At 65.5% G+C, this 18,580-nt stretch carries 16 protein-coding genes; 5 read left to right on the forward strand and 11 right to left on the reverse strand.

Annotated elements, in window-relative coordinates:
- Positions 1 to 60 precede the first annotated feature (60 nt).
- Positions 61 to 732, forward strand: a complete 672-nt coding sequence (locus ABDW49_RS20750) for a spermidine synthase (protein ID WP_343614851.1) — start codon at positions 61 to 63, stop codon at positions 730 to 732.
- Positions 733 to 805: 73 nt separating this feature from the next.
- Here the strand turns inward: ABDW49_RS20750 and ABDW49_RS20755 are convergent, their stop codons facing one another.
- From ABDW49_RS20755 to ABDW49_RS20765, 3 genes are all read right to left on the reverse strand, one after another.
- Positions 806 to 1,225 (reverse strand): hypothetical protein, encoded by a 420-nt coding sequence (locus ABDW49_RS20755; RefSeq protein ID WP_343614853.1) that lies wholly within the window; start codon positions 1,223 to 1,225, stop codon positions 806 to 808.
- A gap of 180 nt (positions 1,226 to 1,405) precedes the next feature.
- Positions 1,406 to 2,470: a PHB depolymerase family esterase gene (locus tag ABDW49_RS20760; RefSeq protein ID WP_343614855.1), complete on the reverse strand. Its 1,065-nt coding sequence runs from the start codon at positions 2,468 to 2,470 to the stop codon at positions 1,406 to 1,408.
- 158 nt (positions 2,471 to 2,628) lie between these two features.
- Positions 2,629 to 3,006 (reverse strand): glycine zipper 2TM domain-containing protein, encoded by a 378-nt coding sequence (locus tag ABDW49_RS20765; protein WP_343614857.1) that lies wholly within the window; start codon positions 3,004 to 3,006, stop codon positions 2,629 to 2,631.
- 276 nt (positions 3,007 to 3,282) lie between these two features.
- On the opposite strand from ABDW49_RS20765, the gene ABDW49_RS20770 reads away from it, so the two are divergent.
- Positions 3,283 to 4,293: an alpha/beta hydrolase gene (locus tag ABDW49_RS20770; RefSeq protein ID WP_343614859.1), complete on the forward strand. Its 1,011-nt coding sequence runs from the start codon at positions 3,283 to 3,285 to the stop codon at positions 4,291 to 4,293.
- A 12-nt stretch (positions 4,294 to 4,305) separates the two neighbouring features.
- On the opposite strand, the gene ABDW49_RS20775 is transcribed toward ABDW49_RS20770, so the two are convergent.
- Genes ABDW49_RS20775 through ABDW49_RS20790 form a run of 4 tightly spaced genes read right to left on the reverse strand, consistent with a single transcriptional unit; the run spans position 4,306 to position 8,410 of the window.
- On the reverse strand, positions 4,306 to 5,547 hold the full coding sequence (locus ABDW49_RS20775; protein WP_343614861.1) for an MFS transporter: 1,242 nt from the start codon (positions 5,545 to 5,547) through the stop codon (positions 4,306 to 4,308).
- A gap of 2 nt (positions 5,548 to 5,549) precedes the next feature.
- Positions 5,550 to 6,272 carry a helix-turn-helix domain-containing protein gene (locus ABDW49_RS20780; protein WP_343614863.1) on the reverse strand — a complete coding sequence of 241 codons (723 nt, stop codon included), beginning with the start codon at positions 6,270 to 6,272 and terminating at the stop codon, positions 5,550 to 5,552.
- A 54-nt stretch (positions 6,273 to 6,326) separates the two neighbouring features.
- Positions 6,327 to 7,496 (reverse strand): mandelate racemase/muconate lactonizing enzyme family protein, encoded by a 1,170-nt coding sequence (locus ABDW49_RS20785; RefSeq protein ID WP_343614864.1) that lies wholly within the window; start codon positions 7,494 to 7,496, stop codon positions 6,327 to 6,329.
- Positions 7,493 to 8,410, reverse strand: a complete 918-nt coding sequence (locus ABDW49_RS20790) for a dihydrodipicolinate synthase family protein (RefSeq protein WP_343614865.1) — start codon at positions 8,408 to 8,410, stop codon at positions 7,493 to 7,495. The genes ABDW49_RS20785 and ABDW49_RS20790 overlap by 4 nt, the downstream gene beginning before the upstream one ends.
- 168 nt (positions 8,411 to 8,578) lie before the next feature.
- Here ABDW49_RS20790 and ABDW49_RS20795 point away from each other — a divergent pair, with 168 nt between their 5' ends.
- From ABDW49_RS20795 to ABDW49_RS20805, 3 genes are read left to right on the forward strand one after another with little or no spacing between them, the layout of a single operon-like run.
- Complete coding sequence (locus tag ABDW49_RS20795; RefSeq protein ID WP_343614866.1) at positions 8,579 to 11,245, forward strand: TonB-dependent receptor; 2,667 nt, start codon at positions 8,579 to 8,581, stop codon at positions 11,243 to 11,245.
- Positions 11,246 to 11,266: 21 nt separating this feature from the next.
- Positions 11,267 to 12,007, forward strand: coding sequence for an SDR family oxidoreductase (locus ABDW49_RS20800; RefSeq protein WP_343614867.1), 741 nt, complete (start codon positions 11,267 to 11,269; stop codon positions 12,005 to 12,007).
- Positions 11,991 to 12,917 carry a 2-dehydro-3-deoxygalactonokinase gene (locus tag ABDW49_RS20805; protein ID WP_343614869.1) on the forward strand — a complete coding sequence of 309 codons (927 nt, stop codon included), beginning with the start codon at positions 11,991 to 11,993 and terminating at the stop codon, positions 12,915 to 12,917. Before ABDW49_RS20800 ends, ABDW49_RS20805 begins: the two co-directional genes overlap by 17 nt.
- A gap of 37 nt (positions 12,918 to 12,954) precedes the next feature.
- Here ABDW49_RS20805 and ABDW49_RS20810 read toward each other — a convergent pair whose 3' ends face one another.
- The 4 genes from ABDW49_RS20810 to ABDW49_RS20825 are packed head-to-tail and all read right to left on the reverse strand — an operon-like array spanning position 12,955 to position 18,529.
- Positions 12,955 to 14,136, reverse strand: coding sequence for a histidine-type phosphatase (locus ABDW49_RS20810; protein ID WP_343614871.1), 1,182 nt, complete (start codon positions 14,134 to 14,136; stop codon positions 12,955 to 12,957).
- Positions 14,136 to 16,388, reverse strand: a complete 2,253-nt coding sequence (locus ABDW49_RS20815; protein ID WP_343614872.1) for a TonB-dependent receptor — start codon at positions 16,386 to 16,388, stop codon at positions 14,136 to 14,138. Before ABDW49_RS20815 ends, ABDW49_RS20810 begins: the two co-directional genes overlap by 1 nt.
- 33 nt (positions 16,389 to 16,421) lie before the next feature.
- Positions 16,422 to 17,855: a HAMP domain-containing sensor histidine kinase gene (locus tag ABDW49_RS20820; RefSeq protein WP_343614873.1), complete on the reverse strand. Its 1,434-nt coding sequence runs from the start codon at positions 17,853 to 17,855 to the stop codon at positions 16,422 to 16,424.
- Positions 17,846 to 18,529 (reverse strand): response regulator transcription factor, encoded by a 684-nt coding sequence (locus ABDW49_RS20825; protein WP_343614875.1) that lies wholly within the window; start codon positions 18,527 to 18,529, stop codon positions 17,846 to 17,848. The genes ABDW49_RS20820 and ABDW49_RS20825 overlap by 10 nt, the downstream gene beginning before the upstream one ends.
- Positions 18,530 to 18,580 lie beyond the last annotated feature (51 nt).

Consider the following 18,580-nt stretch of genomic DNA (forward strand, 5'->3'; position numbering starts at 1 on the left):
TGCGAGGCAGGGCCATCCAACCATCAATGCCGGTTTTCCGGCCAACCGAAAGTCAAAAAGATGAGTGGGCATGTTTTGGTGGACAGGGCCCGCGTGCCTGATGGCGTTGAGCTGCAATTGCTGCGCAGCGGCGGTGATTTCATCATCGCCATCGGCGACAATGAGCTGATGAGTACCGATATCTACGCCTCGGAACAGTCGCTGGCGAATTTGACCTGCCAAAGGCTGGGCGCGCTGGCGGCCCCGCAACTCCTGATCGGGGGTTATGGCATGGGCTTTACGCTGCGGGCGGCGCTGGTCGCGCTGGGGGCTGACGCGCAGATCATCATCGCCGAAATCATGCCCGAGATCATCGCCTGGGCCAGAGGGCCGATGCGGCAGCTCACGGGCGACTGCCTTGATGACCCACGGGTGCAACTGGTGGTCGAGGATGTGGCGGTGCTGATCGACTCCGCCGCCAACGCCTATGACGCCATTCTGCTGGATGTCGACAATGGGCCGGAAGGGCTGACGCGCCGCTGGAATGACGGCCTCTATTCCGCATCGGGGCTGAGTGCGGCGCGCAAGGCGCTGCGATCAGGCGGCATTCTGGCCATCTGGTCCGCCGATGCCGATGAGGCCTTCACCCGCCAGTTGCGCGATGCCGGTTTTCAGGTGAGCGAAGAGGCGGTCGATGCCGTGCGGTATGAGGATGACCTGCGCCACCACATCTGGTTCGCGGTCAATCCGTAACGGGGCACCGCTTTCCCCAGGGCAAAGCGCAGGGGGCCAGCCCCGACCGGCTGCCCCCTGCCTTGCGGCCAGCTTACCAGCCGGTCGTTTCGATCTGATGCGCCGCCTTGAAGGCATCGAGGGCCTTCTTGCCTTGCGGGCTGTCGGGAAGCTGGATGTCGAAGACCCAGAATTCGTCGCCATCTTCCGACACGTCGAGATCCCAGATGCTTTCCGGCCATGCCGCCTCATCGGTGATCAGCTTGAAATTCGGGTCGTTCTGAAAGGCGTGAGCGAGGTAATCGCTCACCAGCCCGGCCAGTTCATCGATATGGCTGACCAGATGGGTGACGGGCAGCATGTTGTCCGTCACCTCATCGACGAAGCCCTCATACAGCTTGGCATAGGCTGCATTGAGTTCGGCATCCTCATGGATGTCGGCCTCGGCCACCACCACGCGGAACTGCAGGGGATCATTGGCGTTCTGATAGATCTCATGGGCGGGCAGCGTCATGGCATATCCTCTGAGAAGGGGGGCAGGTTTGGGGGGACAGATTTGCGGGGGCAGATTCGCGGGGACTGGGGCCCGCACCCGGCAGGCCTGTGATATCAAGGCCCTGTCTAGGCCTTCCCAGTGCCTGTGGCTAGAGCGTAATGGCCTCTCCCGAGCGGCAAAAGCGGTGAGTTGCGGTTGTTATCGCGCGGCGGATCCGGGCTTTGTCGCCTGCCGCCGTCGCGCCAGAAAGAAGCGGAGCATTTCCCGCGACGCATCGGGTCCGGAAGGATCGGTGAAGGACCCGCCGGCATGCCCGCCCGACCATCCATGACCGCTGCCATGGACCGTCCACGCTTCCAGCAGGATCTCGCCATGGGCCGCCTGGTAGACCTTGCGCGTAAAATCGCGCCCTTGCGGCGAGGTTCCCGAAAAGGCCTGCGACAGCAGCGGTCCGGGCTTCGAGCTTTCGAGATTGGCAAGAAAGGCGCCCGCATTGGACGGATGCACGACGCGATCCTGATCGCCATGAAACACGATCGTGGGGGGAGGGCGCCTGAGCTTGGCTGCGGGCGCGGCAGCCCTGCGGCCCCGCATGGCCGAAATGGCGGTGGCCAGCGACCGGATCTGGCCCTGAGCCACGCCGGAATGGACCCCGACGGCCACAAAGAGATCCGGATAGGCCGCCCCCGTGATCGCCGCCGTGGCGCCCCCTGCCGACAGGCCCGCGATATAGATGCGTGCGGGATTGGCCCGGCTCAGCGCCATGGCATGGCGGGTGAGCGCGGCGATCACCGCAGGCTCGCCGCGCCCACGGGCCTGATTGTCCGGCTTGTGCCAGTTCCAGCACCGGGCGAGGTTCGCGCTCTGGCTCTGCTGGGGATAGAGGACGATAAACCCCAGCTCATCGGCCAGCCTGTTCATGCCGGTGCCGATGGCGAAATCCACGGCCGATTGCGAACAGCCATGCAGCATCACGACCAGCGGCATGCGGCGCAGCGGCGATCCATGGGGCGTGTAGAGCCGATAGGTGAGCGTGCCCTGAGGGCAGGTGAACTCTCCGGCCACAAAGCTGCCGGGCGCGGGCCGTGGCAGCGCAAGGGCCCGCGTTTTGGGCTTGCGGCTGACCTTCGCCTTCGCGACGTTTTTGCGCTTGGCCGGGCGGGCCGGAGACAGGCCACGCTGCGCCGCGATCACGGCGGAGAGCGGGCGGCCCTTGCGCGCCAGCCGGGCGGCTTTCACCAGGGCCTTGAACATGTCGGTCATGGTGCTCCCGCCGCCTGTGCCTCGCCCCGCTTTGCCAACGTCCGGGGCTCAGCTTTGATCCTGCACCATCTTCATGACAATGGCTGCCGCATGCCCGATGATAATCCATGGGGCCAGTTGAAAGGGGAGGACATCCCTGCCCATCCCCCGCACTCAGCCTAGCGGCACTGGACGTTGCCGCGATCGATCTCCCGGCCCAGCAGGCCGCCGCCGGCTGCGCCCAGAATGGTGCCCAGCGTCCGGTCCCCGCGCCCGGCGACCTGATTGCCCAGTAAGCCGCCCAGCGCCGCGCCGACGACCAGACCGGTGGAGCCGTTGCTGCGATGGCAATAATATTGCCCGTCATCGCCGCGCCAGATGCGGTCGCCCCGACCAAGGCGGCGCGGCCCCTCATAGCGCCCGCGATCATAACCGCGATCTTCATCATGGTCGCGGCGACCATGCGCGGGAGCCCATGGCGGCGGATCGGCCAGAACCGGCGTGGCCGACATCAGGACAAGCGAGGCAAGCCCGATCGAAAGAAGTTTGCGGCGCATGGAATAGCCTTTCCTCTATGCGTGTTTGGTCAAGGCGGCAGCCTTTGGCGTGACAGAATGAAACGCACCATGAACGGATTTTATCCCTTGCCGGGCGCAGCCCGCAGACCCAGCGACAGGGATATATGTTTCATATAAAGCATCAAAATATGCTATCTTCCAGATATAAAAAAGATAATACCTATATATATTGCTAAAATAGCACCATTGAGTAAGCTTCCCGCAACCGGGCGCGATAAGCCCCGAAGAGGAGGGGACAGCTTGGAACCGCAAAAGATGCCGTCGGCCTCTCGCCGCAAGATCCTGGCCGCGGCAGCAGCGCTTCCGGGCACAATGGTGGCGGCACGCGCCTTGGGGCAGGTAACGCGGAGCGCCGACATCGCGTCCTTCTCGAAGGATACGCGCGAACCCGATATGATCGTGCCGCTGTGGCCTGCGGGAAGCATGCCCGGCGGCCCGGTGCCCGCAGTAACCGAAGCGGTGGATGACCAATGGGACAATGCCGGTCTGCGTTACCGCGTTGCCGAGCATGTCACCCGCCCGACGATCGCCTATTTCGCCGCGTCCAACCCGACTGGCGCTGCGGTGCTGATCATACCGGGCGGCGGCTATTCCCGCGTCGGGATCGACCGTGAGGGCTATGAATCCGCGCGCTGGATGAACGCCCTTGGGGTGGCCGCCTTTGTGCTGCGCTATCGCCTGCCCGCCGACCGTTGGGGCGACGGGCCTGTGGTCGCGCTGCAGGACGCGCAGCGCGCCATGCGGCTTATTCGCGCGGGCGGGGCCGGGCGGTGGAAGGTCGATCCCAAGCGGGTGACGGTGATGGGCGGCTCGGCTGGCGGGCATCTGGCGCTTTGCCTTTCCACCAAGGTTTACGACCGGACCTATTCCGAACTGGACGCGGCCGACCATCTGCTGACCCGCCCGGATGGCGCGATCCTGCTCTATCCGGTGGTGACCCTGGGCGTGGGCACGCATGTCGGTTCAAGGATGGCGTTGCTGGGGCCGAACCCCTCGCCCGAGGCCATTGCGCAATGGTCCTTCGACAAGAGCATACCGGGGATCACCCCGCCGATCCTGCTGGTGCATGCGGTGCATGACCGGGTGGTGCCGGTGGACCATTCGCTGGCGCTGTTCGCGGCGGTGCGGGCCTCGGGCGGGGCGATCGACATGCATCTGTTCGAGGAGGGCGCGCATGGTCTGGGCCTGAGGGGCGACCCGGCCTGGCCGATCTCGCGCTGGCCCGATCTGGCGCGGGCATGGCAGCTGCGTAACGGGCTGGCCTGAGATCCACCCGGCCTATGCCGGGCGCAAGGCCGAATGCGGCTGGCTGCGCAGCGACAGCCACGCCACCGCCACGGCGACAGGGTGAAGCATGCCCATCAGCAGGAAAATCTGCCCATAATGCCCCGATTGGGCGAGGCGCCCGACAAGCTGGGTCGAAAAGATGCCGCCCAGGCCGCTGCCCGCCGCCACGATGCCGAACACCGTCGCCACCACGCGCGTCGGGTAGAGATCGACCACCAGCGTGCTCAGATTGATCTGGAAGACCAGATGCGCAAAGGTCACTGTCGCGGCGATGGCGAAAGTGAGCCCGATCGAGGGCTCCAGCGAGAGTGCCATCCCCAAAGGCGCCAGCACAGCTGCCGCTGCCAGGGCGACAAACCGGCTGCGCGCCGGGCTCATGCCGCGCTGGATCAGGCGGCCTGAGAACAGCCCGCCGCCGATGCTGCCAAGGTCCGCCGCGAGGTAGACGATCCATGCCGTCGCGGCGATGCCGGCAAGGCTGAGGCCGCGCTGGTCCGAAAGATATTTCGGGAACCAGAAGAGATAGAAATACCACACCGGATCGGCCAACATGCGTGACAGGGCAAAGCCCCAGAGGGGGCGTTCACGCAGGATCGCTGCCCATGGGGTGGGATCGCTGGCGGCTTTTTCGCCTCTGTCGCGCGGATAGACCGCCAGCCATGCCACCAGCCAGACAAAGCCCAGCGCGCCGGTCGCCACAAAGGCCGCGCGCCAGCCATGGGTCAGCGCCAGCCAGCCGATCAGGGGCGGGGCAATCGTCGCGCCGACCATGGCGCCTGCGGTGTAGGTGCCGAAGGCAAAGCCGCGTTCGCTGGCCGGAAAATGCTGGGAGATGGCTTTGGGGCCGGCGGTGTAATTGCCCGCCTCACCAAGGCCCAGCATGGCGCGCGCGCCGCCCAGCGCCCCTGCGCTGCGCACAAAGCCGGTCGCCATATTGGCGAGCGACCACCAGCCTACGAAGATCGCCAGCGCAAGGCGCGTGCCCAGCCGGTCGGTCAGCCAGCCCGCCAGCAGATAGGCCACCGTATAGGCGATCAGGAAAAGCTGGACGATATGCGCATAGCCCAGATCGTCCATGCCCAGATCGCGCTGCACCAGCGGCGCCAGGATCGAGAGCGTCTGCCGATCCACATAGTTGAGCACGGTCGAGGCAAAGAGCAGCGCCAGAATGACCCAGCGCATGCGGCTTGGCGCCGAGGGCTGCCCGGCGTCCGCTTTGGTCGGAATGTGCATGGTCAGCCCCCGATTTCGGGCGCGGCCTCGCGCAGGGCGGCGACCAGCGGATCGGTGGCACCCTCGGGAATCCAGCCCGAAAGGGCAAGGCCCGCATGGGCAGGGTCGCCGGTGGAGACCGCCACCACATGATGATCGCGTTCATCTGCGACATGGACACGGGCATAGCCGAGCCGCCGTACCTCGGCGAGCTTGGCCAGCAGTTGTTCGATGCCTTCGGGGAACATCGGGATCTCGCGGTCCTGATAGATCTCGCGGACCTCATCGTCCTCATGCTCGGCCAGAAGGACGATGCCGATGCCGCTGGTGCTGGCGGGCAGCAGGCCGATGCGGCCAAGGCCCGCCGAGACCTCGATGCCGGGCGGGGCGTGGAACAGATAGCTGACACTGTCGCCCCACAGCACGCCCAGAGCGACCGTGTGGCCGAATTTGCGCAAACCCTCCAGCACCGGCAGCGCGCGGCGGATCAGCCCGGAGGCGAAGAGGCTCTGCGCGGCCAGCACATGCATGCCGGGGCCGGGGGTGTATTTGCGGTTGGCGGTTTGCCGCGCGATGCCCAGATAGGCCAGCGTCTTGAGCAGGCGGTTGATCTTGGTGGGGTCGGCATCGAGCCGTCGCGCCAGTTCGCGCCCCCCCACCGGCTCGGGCGAGGTGGCGAGCGCCTGAAGTGTGGCGATGCCATCGATCAGGCTCTGATTGGGTTGGGCATTGAGTTTAGCGCGCACAGTGATCTCCTATGCACCAGGGTTGGGCGCTTGCCAATCGGGTCGGCGATTGGGTCACGACACAAGCTCCGCCGCGGCCCGGAAAGCGTCGCCCGGCTCCACGCCGAGGCCGGGGCCGGTGGGCAGGTGGTAGCCGGTGGCGTCATGGGCCATATCGGTGTGGAGCAGCGCCAGGTTGCGGGTGAAAACCGAATGCTGCCATTCATGCTTCCACAGGCCGGGCAGCGTGGCCGAGGCCTGGAGGCTGGCGGCCAGAAAGATCCCGGCGCCGATGGTGGCATGCGGCGCGACGGCGATGCCATGCCGCGCGGCAAGCTGCGCGATACGCAGGATCTGGGTGATGCCGGTGTGCCCCATCTCGGGCTGGACATAGGCGATGGGGCCAAAGGCCAGCCGGTTGGCGACATCATGGGCGGTGTACCATTCCTCGCCCGCCGCGATGGGGATCGGGCTCTGCGCGGCGAGGGCGGCAAGATCGGCCATGGCTTCGGGCTTGAGCGGCGCCTCGATAAAGCGGGGGCGATAGGGTTCCAATTGCGCGATCAGGGCGCGGGCTTCGTCCGGTGTGAATTTCCAGTGCAGGTCGATCAGGATCTCGGCCTGCGGGCCGAGCGCCGCGCGCAGGGCCGCCATTTCCTCGACGATGCCTTCATGGCTGACCACGGCGGCGAATTTGAAGGCATGGATGCCGCGCGCCTGCCAGCTCTGCGCCAGCGCGACCCGCTCGGCCAGCGTGGCGGCGGGCAGGCCTGATAGATAGCTGGGGATGATGGGATGGACGACGGGGCCGATCAGTTCGCGCACCGGAAGCTCCCGCGCCTTGCCCGCCAGATCCCACAGCGCAATGTCCAGCGCGGCCAGAGCGTCGCCATGAAAACCACCCGAGCAGCCGCGCACGCGCATCAGATCGTAGAGCATATCCCATGTCGCGGACACATCGTGGACTTCGCTGTCGATCAGCACGGGGGCGAGCAGATCGTTGATGATCTCGCAGGTCGCGCGCGGGGCGCAGATGCCATAGGTCTCGCCCCAGCCCATGCTGCCATCCGCCGCTGTCAGCCGCACCACAATCGAGCGGTCCACCGTGGGATAGATCGTGCCATTGCCCTGGCGCACGAGATAGCCCCGTGCATTCACCCTCTCGCCGGGGCCAAGCGGGCCGAGATAGGGCGTCTCTCGCGGGACGGTGACGATGAAAGTCTCGACGGAGGCGATGCGCATCATGCGACCTTTCGTGCCGGATCGAAAGAGGTAAGGTCGCCCAGCCGAGCCAGCAGCGCATCCAGTTCGGCGTGGTCATAGCGGTCCAGCTCGGGGCCGGGGGCGCGGGTGAAGGCGCTGTCGATCAGGCCCCGGCGCTGCAGCACCGCCTTGGTCAGCCGCCAGCGGAAGACCGCCTGCATGCTGAGCAGTGGCAGGGTCCGTTCGAACAGATCGCGGGCGTCCTTTTCGCGGCCCTCGTCGAAGGCGGTCAGCATACGCACATGCACTTCGGTCACCTCGCAGGCGGGCATGGTGCCGCGCGCGCCGCGCACCATTTCGTCGATCACATAGCGCGCGCCCGCGCCGCCGAACACCGCATCCAGCGCATCGCCCGCCAGATCGCTCAGCTTTGTGATGCGCTGGCCGGAGGGGGCTGCCTCTTCCTTCACATAGCGGATGCCGGGCACGGCTTTCGCCAATTGCGCGACCTGCTCCAACGGCATGCCGATGCCCATCGGGGCGGGCGCGTTCTGCACCATGATGGCGATGCCGCAGCCTGCATGGGCGTCCGCGAAAAAGCCCGTCATGGCCGTCAGATCGCCGGCATAGGCCTTGGGCGTCAGGATCATCGCCGCCTGCGCGCCGGCTTTCGCGCCTGCCTCGGCATAGGCGATGGCCTCTTCGGTGTTCTCGCTGCTGGCGCCGACCACGAAGGGAATGCGCCCGGCCAGCCATATGCCGATCTGGGCGGTCAGATGCAGCCGTTCCTCGCGTGAGAGCATGTCATATTCGCTGGCGAGGCCCGGAAAGACCACACCCTGCGCGCCCGAGGCGACGATGTAGTCGAGGACGCGCCGCGTTCCCGCTTCATCGATGGTGCCTGCCCCGGTGAAAATGGTGGGCAGGATCGGCAGGACCCCCTTGAGTTCGGTCATGGTTCCCCTCCTGGAGATACTTGTTGCTATATGTGAATTGTATATGCGCAATAAAACCTGTCAATCCGCTTGCTAAACTAAAAATGGTGCTTTAATAGCGATTTTAAGAGAGGGTGAGACGGAACACCGTCCTTCTGCAAAAAATCAGCACAATGGAGGGGATAGCCGATGAAAGGGCATGTGATTCGCCGGGTTCTGGTGTCGAGTGCGCTGGTCTCCGCAGGCTGGGGTGCCGGGGTGCAGGCGCAGGATCAAACGCCGCCCGCCGCAACCACGGCGCCGCAAAATGCTGCGCAAAATCAGGAGATCATCGTCACCGGCATCCGCCGCAGCCTTGGACAGGCCCGCGACATCAAGCGCAATGCCGCACAATTCGTCGACGCCATCGTCGCCGACGACATCGGCAAGCTGCCCGACCGCAATGTCGCTGAATCGCTGGCGCGTGTTTCGGGCATTCAGGTCGATCGCGGCATTGGCGAGGGCACCAGCATTTCGGTGCGCGGCCTGCGCCAGAACGTCTATCTGTTCAACGGGCGCGAGATCGTCGATTCCACCGGGCGCGGCGGCACGGGGCTCGATCAGCTTGGCAGCTCCACCTATGGTATTCTGGCGCTGGTGCCCTCGGAACTGATCTCCAGGCTGGAGGTCACCAAGCTGGCAGGCGCCGACGAAATCGCCGGAGGGCTGGGCGGCGTCATCAACATCTCGACCCGCAAGCCGCTCGACGGGCCCAATCAGGCCGCGCTGCGCGGTGGGGCCAGCTATGACGATCTGACCAAGAAGCCGAGTTACGAGATGTTCGGCCTCGTCTCGCGCAAATTTGCCGATGATACGCTGGGCGTGCTGCTGTCGGCCTCCTACGGGCGGCGGCGCCTGTCGCAGCAGGGGCTCGACACCTTTGCCGGATACACGCGCTTTACCGACAGCGCGGGGGCCTCGCATTTCGGCCTGTCCGATGTGCGGCCCGAGGAAATCGCCGAGACGCGCACCAAATTCGGCCTCGACGGCGTGGTGCAATGGAAGCCTTCGTCGGATGTCGAAGTGACGCTGGACAGTTTCTATTCCAAGCTGATTTCGGACCGCAAACGCTATTGGCTCTCCTTCAACCCGCTGGTCGGGCTGAGCAATGCCACCTATTCGGCTGACAATGTGCTGCTGTCAGGCCGGGCCCTGGGGCCGGTGCTGACCAACACCGAATATGCCAAGACCAAGGCCGACACCTGGTCCAGCGCGCTGCATGGCAAGTTCAATGTGGTGGACGGCATCCAGAGCAGCGCCGAGCTTTCCTTCAACCGCTCCTCCTCCAGCTATCGCCAGAATTATCTGCGCCTGCAGCCGCGCAGCGGGATCAACCCGACGGTGGATTTCGATCTGACCAAGGGCGATCTGGGCGCCTACAAGATCAGCGGCGTTGATCTGACCGATCCCTCGCAGCTCAACTTCACCATCCTGTTCGACAATCTCTATCGTGCGCGCACCACCGCGACGGCGGCACGCAATGACTGGGATTTCAAGCTGGGGCGCGGCATCCTCGACACGTTGCATGTCGGCGCGCGTTTCCAGCATCTCGACAATCTGACCAACCCGGCGCTGGCCGATATCCGCCCCACTGGCGGTATCGCCGCGACGCAGCTTGGCAACTACCTTCAACTGCGGTCCAACCCCGATTTTGCCAGCGGCGATTTCGCGGGGCTGCCGCGCAGCTATCTGACCGCCACCGATGCGATCACCGGCGGCTGCGGCAGCTGGAGCGCCTTTCCCGCCGTCTCGCAATCGGCGGCCTGCCTCAATCCCACCAACACCACCACGGCGCTGGCGGGCACCTACCGCATCAAGGAAAATTTCTACGAAGGCTATGGCAAGCTGGATTTCGCGGTGGAGAGTGTGCTCGACATCACCGGCAACATCGGCGTGCGCTATGTCCATCGCGAACTGACCTCGATCGGCAATCTGATCGCCAGCGACGGCACCGCCACGCCCACCACCTTCCGCCGCAATGACGATGAGTGGCTGCCTTCGGCCACGGCCAAGGCGAAGCTGGCCGATGGCCTGCTGCTGCGCCTGGGCGCGGCCAAGGTGGTGGCCTTCCCCAACACCGTCGATCTCAACAATGGCCTGACCCTGTTCAACACGGCGGTGTTTTCCAACGGGGTGCAGATCACGCCGGGCACCGGCAATGGCGGCGCGCCCAATCTCAAGCCCTACAAGGCCAATCAGCTCGACGCTTCCATGGAGTATTATTTCGGCAAGCAGGCGCTGGTGTCGGTGGGGCTGTTCTACAAGGATGTCTCGACCTTCATCGTCTCGCAGCAGAGCGCGGAAACCTATGGCGGGGTCAATTACCTCATCAACCGCCGGGTCAATGGGGATGGCGCCAAGGTGAAGGGCGTGGAGGCGCTGGTGCAGCTTCCCTTCTATTTCCTACCCCGGCCCTTCGACGGCTTTGGCGTCATGGCGACCTATTCCTTCATCGATTCCTCCACCCCGATCCGCGATGTGGTGGGGCGCGTGCTGGCTTTTCCGGGCCTGTCGAAGAACAATGTCAACGTCGTGGGCTATTACGAGAAGGGGCCGGTCAGCCTGTGCGTCGCCTACAACTGGCGCGACGATTATCTGGTCAGCCTGTCGGCGGCGGGCACGGGCATCTACAATGATGCCTACACCGATCTGTCGACGACCTTCCGTTACGACATCACCAAAAGCCTGTCGGTCAATCTGGAGGCGAACAACATCCTCAACGAACATCAGCGCACCTTTGATGGCACCGCCGAGGCCTTGCACACCAATCTGTTTTTCGGGCGTATGTTCAAGGCCAGTGTCAGCGTGAAGTTCTGAGCGATGGGCAGGGAGACAGGCGTGGACAACAAGGAGTTGGCTGGCCGCGTGGCGCTGGTGACCGGGGCGGCAAGCGGGATCGGCGCGGCCATCGCCGCGCGGCTGCGGGCGGCAGGCGCACGCGTGGCGGGGCTGGATCTGGCCGTGGCTGAGGGCACGGAACTTTCCCTTGTCGCCGATCTGCGCGCGGACGCCGCGCTGGGCGAGGCCATGGAGCGGCTGGAGGCGACCTTGGGCCCGGTGGATCTGCTGGTCCATGCGGCGGCGGCCTCGGTGCCGGGCGGGGTGCTCGAGACCGATCCGGCGGATTATGTCGATCTCTATGACGTCAATGTGATCGGCGCGGTGCGGCTGATGCGCCGTCTGGTGCCGGGGATGCGCGAGAGGGGCGGGGGCTCGATCCTGCTGCTCTCCTCGATCAACGCCAGCTTTGCCACGCCGACGCTGGCGGCCTATGCGGCCTCCAAGGCGGCGCTGGAAAGCCTGACGCGCACGGCGGCGCTGGATTTCGCGCCTTACGGCATCCGCGTCAATGCCATTGCTCCAGCCTCGATCGACACGCCGCTGCTGCGCGCCTCCTTCGACCTGCATCCCGATCCTGTCCTCGCCCGCGCCGAGAATGTCCTGCGCCATCCGCTCGGTCGCCTTGGCCTGCCCGAGGAGGTTGCCGAACTCGCGCTGTTTCTCCTCTCGGACCGGGCGGGCTGGATCACTGGCGCGGTCCATCCCATCGATGGAGGCGCCCGTGTCACGCGTCGCTGAGCAAGACATTGTCGGCATCAATTGGGGCAGTTCGAACTTTCGCGCCTATCGCATCGCCGCCGATGGATCGCTGATCGACGATTATGCGGCCCCGCGCGGTGTGGCCGGGCTGGATCGCGGCGGCATGGCGGCCATGCTCCGGGGATTGGCAGAGCGCTGGCCCGGCCATGGGCCCGCCTATGCCTCGGGGATGATCGGATCGAACATCGGCTGGGCCGAGGCGCCTTACGCCGATGCTCCGGCGGGCGCGGACGACATTGCCGGATCCGCTTTGTCCGCGCTGATCGGGGAAACGGTGGTGCGGATCGTTCCCGGCGTGGCCTGCCGCCGTGCCTTCGACGATGCTCCCGATGTGATGCGCGGCGAAGAGGTCGAGCTGCTGGGGCTGGTCGCCATGGGGCATGGCGATGGCGTCGCTGCCCTGCCGGGCACGCATACCAAATGGGTGCGGCTGGAAGGCGGGCGGATCGTTGATTTCTTCACCGCCATGTCGGGCGAGATCTATGACCGGCTGACCGGGCAGGGCCTGCTCGCCTCGATCGTCGAGGGCGAAGCGAGGGAGGGCGAGGCGTTTCAGGCCGGTGTGGCGACCGGGCGATTGCGGCGGCTGGGGCTTGGCACATTGCTGTTTGGCGCGCGGGCGCGGGTCATGCGCGGCGATCTGCCGCGCGGTGAGAGCGCGTCCTACATTCGCGGCCTGCTGATCGGCGCGGAGATCGCCGATGCGCTCGATGCCTGCCCCGGTCTGGCCGAGGCGCCGGTACCGCTGATCGGCAATGAGCCCCTGTCGCGCCTTTATGCCGCCGCGCTGGCCTCGGTGGGTGTCGAGAGCCGTCTGGTGGCCTCGCGCGATGCCTGCCTGCGCGGCTTTTGTGCTCTCCATGAGAGGCTTGTTGCAGCGATGAGATGATGCCGGGAGAGGGCTCCTCCCGGCATCATGCGCGGACCTATTGCGGGGACAGGGCCTTGCGCAGCCCTTCGCCATCGCATCCCTCGCTCTGACAGGCGGCGAAAGGCAGGGGCTGCACATCCTCTGCGGCCAGCGGGGTGAGGCCTCGCATCTCGTCGAGGCTCTGGGCGCGGAAGCGGAGCGTCAGGCGATAGCGACCCCCGTTGTTGCGCCAGCGCTCGAAGATCAGCGCGCCGCCGGGGGGCGGGTCGTCGGGAGCGAATTGGGTCGCGTGCCAGTGCAGGCCCAAAGCGCCGCCGATCAGCGACAGATTGCCGTCATGGCCGACAAACAGGCTGAAGGCGGGTGCATCGGTGGCGGAAAGCGCGCTCGCCACCGCGCCCAGCAGCCTGGCGGCACCGGCGCGGGCGATGGCCGCCGGGCGCGCCGTCACCGCGAACTCCTGCGCATGCAGGGCCAGCAGGCTGGTGATCTGCGCGCGGCTGGCGCGGCCCCAGCCGACCTCGCTCATCGGCTTGCCATCGGCATATTCCAGCGCCAGCGTTTCGGAAAAGCTGCCGCCCAGACCCAGCGCGCCCGCCAGTTTCACCTTGCCTTCGCCCGCGCTCAGCGTGGTGGGTTTGGCGGCGATGCAGGGGGCGGTCCTGCAGGCGAGAATGCGGTCGATCAGCGCCCATTGCGGGGCCAGACTGCGATCGAGCGCCGCAGCCCCGCCGCGCGGCAACACGCTGTTGGCCGAGGCCAAAGTCTGCTCGGGCGAGAGCAGGGTGGCGCCGCTCTCAAAGGGCTGGAACAGCGGGTCGCTTTCATCGGCGCCCTTGTGTTCAACGCTCACCGCGCAGCCGGGCAGCAGCGCCGCGACATAGACCTGCGCGGTGCGCACAGTGCGCTGATCGGTATCCGCCACGGCATGGATCGCGGGGCAACCGTTGCCCAGCAGCGGCGCATAGCTGGCCCGGTCGAAGGCGCCCAGCAGGGCCACGGCCTGTTCGCCGTGGTGGCTGAGTTCGCCCCAACCCACATCCCAAGTGGGCCATGCTGCGGGTTCCATGCCTTGCGGCAGGGCCATGGCCTTGGTTGGCGGGCGAATGCCGTGGCGCATCACCACCACCACGCGGTCGAGTGTCCAGCCCGGAGCGGCATCGGCAGCAAAGGCGGCGCTGGCTGGCATCGACAGCGCCATCAGCGCTGCCATCGAGGATTTCAGAACGCCCCGCATCAGATATGCGCCTCCAGATTGAAGAAGATGCTCCGGCCCGGCTGGCGCCAATAGAGGTTGTAGGCCGCCTGCTGTCCGCTCTGCACCGCCGACTGGGTGCCGGCATAGTCCGTCACCTGATGGCTGTTGAACAGATTGCCGACCTTGATCGAGGCGGTCACCTGATGCAGCGGGCCATAGACCTTGTCGAAATGCCAGCCCGCGGCCAGATCGGCGGAAAAGGTGGTGCCGATATGGCTGGTGGGATCGTCGATGGTGCCCGCCGCGATGGCCGTGCTGCCGTTGAGATAGCCGGCGGCCATGGCGACATTGCCATTGTCATTGCCATAGCGCGGCCCGACCCATTTGCCGATCAGCGAGCCGAAGGGGCCATGCTTGTTTTCATAGATCAGGCCGGTGGCGGCGGTCCATTTGGGGGCTTCCTCCAGCGTGGCGCCGGTGCCCTTGTAATGCGCCGAGTTCAGCGTGGCATTGCCGTAGAAGGACAGGCCATGGGCCAGCACATACTGCCCCTCGAACTCCAGACCCTTGTAGATGGCGCCGCCCGCATTGACATAGCTGCTTTCCGCCGTGCCGTTGACGATGGTGGTCTGCGGCGAGAGGAAGTTGCTGAAATCGATGTAGTAACCGTCAGCCGAGAAGCTCCAGTGCTTGCCGTGGAGCACGGTGCCGAGCTGATAGTTCCAGGTCAGTTCGGGCTTCAACTGCGTGGGGTCCTGCACCTGGAAGACGGCGATCGGCGGGGCCAGGAAGCCGCGCGCCACCTGCGCATAGGCCGACCAACCCTCGGCAAGGCGATAGTTCGCGGCGATGGAGGGCTGCCATGCATCATAAGTGATGCTGGTCAGGCCATTGGGTCCGGTCTTGTTGAGCGTGGCGTTCAGGTCACGCTTGTAATTGGTGTATTTGATGCCGGGGTTGATGGTCAGGCCCTCTACGGGATGCAGATCGACCTGCAGATAGGGCTGCCATGTCGTGCCCTTGTCTTCGTAAATATAGGAATAGGCCGTGCCGGTCTTGCCGGTGACGGGGATCGCGCCCTGCGAAATGTCGACGGTTTCGGAGAAGCGGTCGTCATGCTGGGAATCGAACCACACACCCCATTTGATGTCGGCCATCTTCGTGTTGACGGCAAAGCGCAGCGTATCGCCCCAGGTGCTGACCACCGCGTCGGTGGCCTTGCCCTTGATGTCGCTGGCGTAAGTGGCAACCTTGCTGCCGATCTTGGTCGGGCTGTAGAAGGTCACGCCATTGTCGGCGGTGTTGGTGTCGGATGCGTCGCTGGACTCGGTGTAATCGTGGATGAAGCCGTTGTGATAGACCTGATTGTCGATCTTCACCGGGCCGAGGCGCGTTTCGAGGCGAATATATTCGAAGTCGGTCTCATAACGGCTGGGCTGATAGCCGTAATAGCACATGGCGGCCTTGTTCTGACACAGGCCGTAATTGTTGCCATATTGCGCATATTCGCCCAGCGTGGCGCCTTGCGTGGTGAACTGGTTTTCGCGGTTCCAGCTCCCCAGCGCGGTCAGGCGCGTGGTCGGGCTGACGTCATAGATCGCCTTGCCGATGACATTGGTGCGCTTCTCGTTCGAGCCGGTGAGATAGCCGTCGGTCTGCTCATGCTGCCCTTCGAGGAACATGCGGAAGCCGCCGATGTCGCCGGTGTCCACGCGCCCACCGCCGGCAAAGGTGTTCCAACTGCCCGCCGTGCCATAGGCATCGACATCGAAGTGATCGAGCGGGTCTTTCGAGAGGAAGCCCACCGTGCCGCCGAAGGTCGCCTTGCCGATGGTGCTGGCGCTGCCGGGGCCGCGATCGATCTGTGCCTGCTGCAGCGCATGGGCGATGAACAGCGAAGACGTCGTGTGGTGCAGATCCTGCGAGTCACCGAAAGGAATGCCGTCGAAGGTGACGTTGTACTGGCCATCCTGAAAGCCGCGGATCGCCATGGTCTCGGCCTTGCCAATGCCGGGGCCGTTGGGGTTCTGGCTCCAGACGCTGGGCTGGAACTTGATGATGTCGTCGATGCTGGCCAGCGGGGCGATGTTGTTGGCGATAAAGCCTTCCTGAATCACCGAGGTCGGCTGCGTGACATTGAGCGGCATCGAGGATGGCGCCAGCGGCAGCGCCGTGGCGATCACCGTGATCGCGCGGGCGTCACCATCGGTTTCAGACGGCGCGCTTTGGGCCAGCGCCGGTGTGGCGACGGCAAGCAGGGATGTGGCACAGAGCAGGATCGGACAGCGCATGAGGGAACCTTCCAGAAGGGGTTGGAAGGCCGCCTAGGTGAGCGGTATGACAGAACCCCCGGCCAAAGATGACAAGCTTGCAAGGTTCGCTTTTTCTGTCGCCGTCATAGTCGATTGCGGGGCCAGGGGCTGTGCCGGAAAGCGCAATTCCACGATCATCCCCGGCGCTCCGTCAAGCAGCCGCAAGCCGCCGTCATGAAAGCGTACAATCGCCTGAGCGATCGCCAGCCCAAGCCCGCTGCCGCGTGAGGATGCTGCAACCCTGCCGCGCTCGAAGGGGCGCAACACGCGGGCGCGGTCGGCCTCGGGCAGGCCGGGGCCATCGTCGGCCAGTGTGACCACGGCCTCATCGCCTTCGCGGCGCAGGGCGAGGCGGGCCTTGGTGCCCGGTGCGGTGTGCAGCGCCACATTCTCCAGCAGATTGACGAAAAGCTGCTGGAGCAGGCTGCGATCCCCCACCACCGTGGCAGGGGCGAAAGGTCCGATGGCCAAAGCGCAATCGGCCTCCATCAGCACCGGTTCCATGGTGATGCCCACATCCTCCAGCAGTTCGGCCAGAGGGAGCGGCTCACGCGGGGCATCATGGCGCCCGGCCTTGATTTCGGAGAGGCGCAGCATGGCCTCGAAGGTGGCGATGATCGCGGTGCATTCGCGCTCGGCGGCCAGACGCATGGTGGCGAAATCTTCCGCATCCCCGGTCTCGCGCCCCAGCAGCGCGCGCAGGCGGGTGAGCGGCGTGCGCAGATCATGCGCCAGATGGCTGGCGAAATGGCGCTGGCCTTCCACCATCTCCTCCATGCGGGCGATCATGCTGTTGAAACTGTCGGCCTGAGCGGCGAAAATGCCCTCCATCCCCTCGACCGGGATGCGCTTGGACAGATCGCCCGCCGCAATGGCATCGGCGGTGGCGCGGGTCAGCGCCAGACGCGCGGCGATCATCCGCGCCATCGCCCGACTGGCGAAAATGCCCATCAGCGCCCCCGCCAGCGCCAGACAGGCCACCAGAGCGGGCAGCATATGCTGCACCACCTCCTTCATCTCATCGTGGTGCAACACGGTGAGATGCGCGCCATCGGGCAGGCGGATGGTGTAGGCGCGGCCATCCTTGGGCTTGGAATCGCCATCGCGATAGCTCAGCGTCACCACGCCGTCGCGCTGCAGCGGCAGGTCCACGCGGCCCACGATGCGGCGGCCCGAGGCATCATACAGCAACGCGATCTTCATCGAGGTGGAGCGCGAGGCCGCCCGCTTCACCACCCGATCCGCCACCGAAGCGGTATCCTGCGGCGCTCCGGCGGGCATCAGCTTGCCCATCTCCTTGAAGAGCGAGGCATCGAGATCGCGCGAGAATTGCAGGCTGGTCAGCGTCAGCACGATCAGCGCCGCCAGCGCCATGCCCAAGGCCACCGCCGCACCGATGCGCAGCGAGAGGCGGCCAATGCGGGGCTCACCCTCGCTCAGACGCACTGGTCACCCATCAGCATATAGCCTTCGCCGCGCCGCGTGATGATGGGATCGCAGCCCAGCTCCTGCAGGCGCCGCCGCAACCGCGAAATGTTGGTGTCGACGATGTTGGTCACCGGCTGGAAGGCATAGCTCCACACGCCTTCCAGCAGCATGGCGCGGGTGACGAGCTTGTCGGCATGGCGCATCAGGAACAGCAGCAGCGAAAATTCCACGCGGTTGAGATGCGCCTGGCTGGCCCCAAAACGCACCTTGTGATTGGCGGCGTCCAGGCTCAGGCGCCCGATGGAGAGCGTGATCGCATCGCCATGCACCTGTGCCCCGCGCCGCGTCAGCGCGGCAAGCCGGGCGTTCAACTCGTGAATATCGTAAGGCTTGGCCAGATAATCGTCGGCCCCGGCGTTGAGCCCCTCCACCTTGTCGCGCGCGCTGCCCAGAGCCGAAAGCATCAGCACCGGCGGCAGAGGCCCGCGCGCCCGCAGATGGTCGAGCAGGCCGGTGCCGGTCAGATCGGGCAGCATGCGGTCGAGGATGATCGCGTCGAAACTCCCTTGCGCAAAGGCGCCGATCGCCCCGGCTCCGGTGGCGCAATGGGTGCAGTCATGACCCAGCGTGCTCAGGCTGCCGGTCAGCTCCTGCGCGATCAGCGGGTCATCCTCGACAAGCAGCAGTTGCACTTCGGGCGGTCCTCGGGCGGGCGATGGATAATCGCCCGCCGATAGCGCCGG

This window comes from Novosphingobium sp., from assembly GCF_039595395.1.
Classification (GTDB): Bacteria; Pseudomonadota; Alphaproteobacteria; order Sphingomonadales; family Sphingomonadaceae; genus Novosphingobium.

Excerpts from the sequence above, each read along its gene's own strand:
- ABDW49_RS20750 (WP_343614851.1), top strand. The coding sequence starts at position 61 with ATGAGTGGGCATGTTTTGGTGGACAGGGCCCGCGTGCCTGATGGCGTT.
- ABDW49_RS20755 (WP_343614853.1), bottom strand. The coding sequence starts at position 1,225 with ATGACGCTGCCCGCCCATGAGATCTATCAGAACGCCAATGATCCCCTG.
- ABDW49_RS20760 (WP_343614855.1), bottom strand. The coding sequence starts at position 2,470 with ATGACCGACATGTTCAAGGCCCTGGTGAAAGCCGCCCGGCTGGCGCGC.
- ABDW49_RS20765 (WP_343614857.1), bottom strand. The coding sequence starts at position 3,006 with ATGCGCCGCAAACTTCTTTCGATCGGGCTTGCCTCGCTTGTCCTGATG.
- ABDW49_RS20770 (WP_343614859.1), top strand. The coding sequence starts at position 3,283 with ATGCCGTCGGCCTCTCGCCGCAAGATCCTGGCCGCGGCAGCAGCGCTT.
- ABDW49_RS20775 (WP_343614861.1), bottom strand. The coding sequence starts at position 5,547 with ATGCACATTCCGACCAAAGCGGACGCCGGGCAGCCCTCGGCGCCAAGC.
- ABDW49_RS20785 (WP_343614864.1), bottom strand. The coding sequence starts at position 7,496 with ATGATGCGCATCGCCTCCGTCGAGACTTTCATCGTCACCGTCCCGCGA.
- ABDW49_RS20790 (WP_343614865.1), bottom strand. The coding sequence starts at position 8,410 with ATGACCGAACTCAAGGGGGTCCTGCCGATCCTGCCCACCATTTTCACC.
- ABDW49_RS20795 (WP_343614866.1), top strand. The coding sequence starts at position 8,579 with ATGAAAGGGCATGTGATTCGCCGGGTTCTGGTGTCGAGTGCGCTGGTC.
- ABDW49_RS20810 (WP_343614871.1), bottom strand. The coding sequence starts at position 14,136 with ATGCGGGGCGTTCTGAAATCCTCGATGGCAGCGCTGATGGCGCTGTCG.
- ABDW49_RS20815 (WP_343614872.1), bottom strand. The coding sequence starts at position 16,388 with ATGCGCTGTCCGATCCTGCTCTGTGCCACATCCCTGCTTGCCGTCGCC.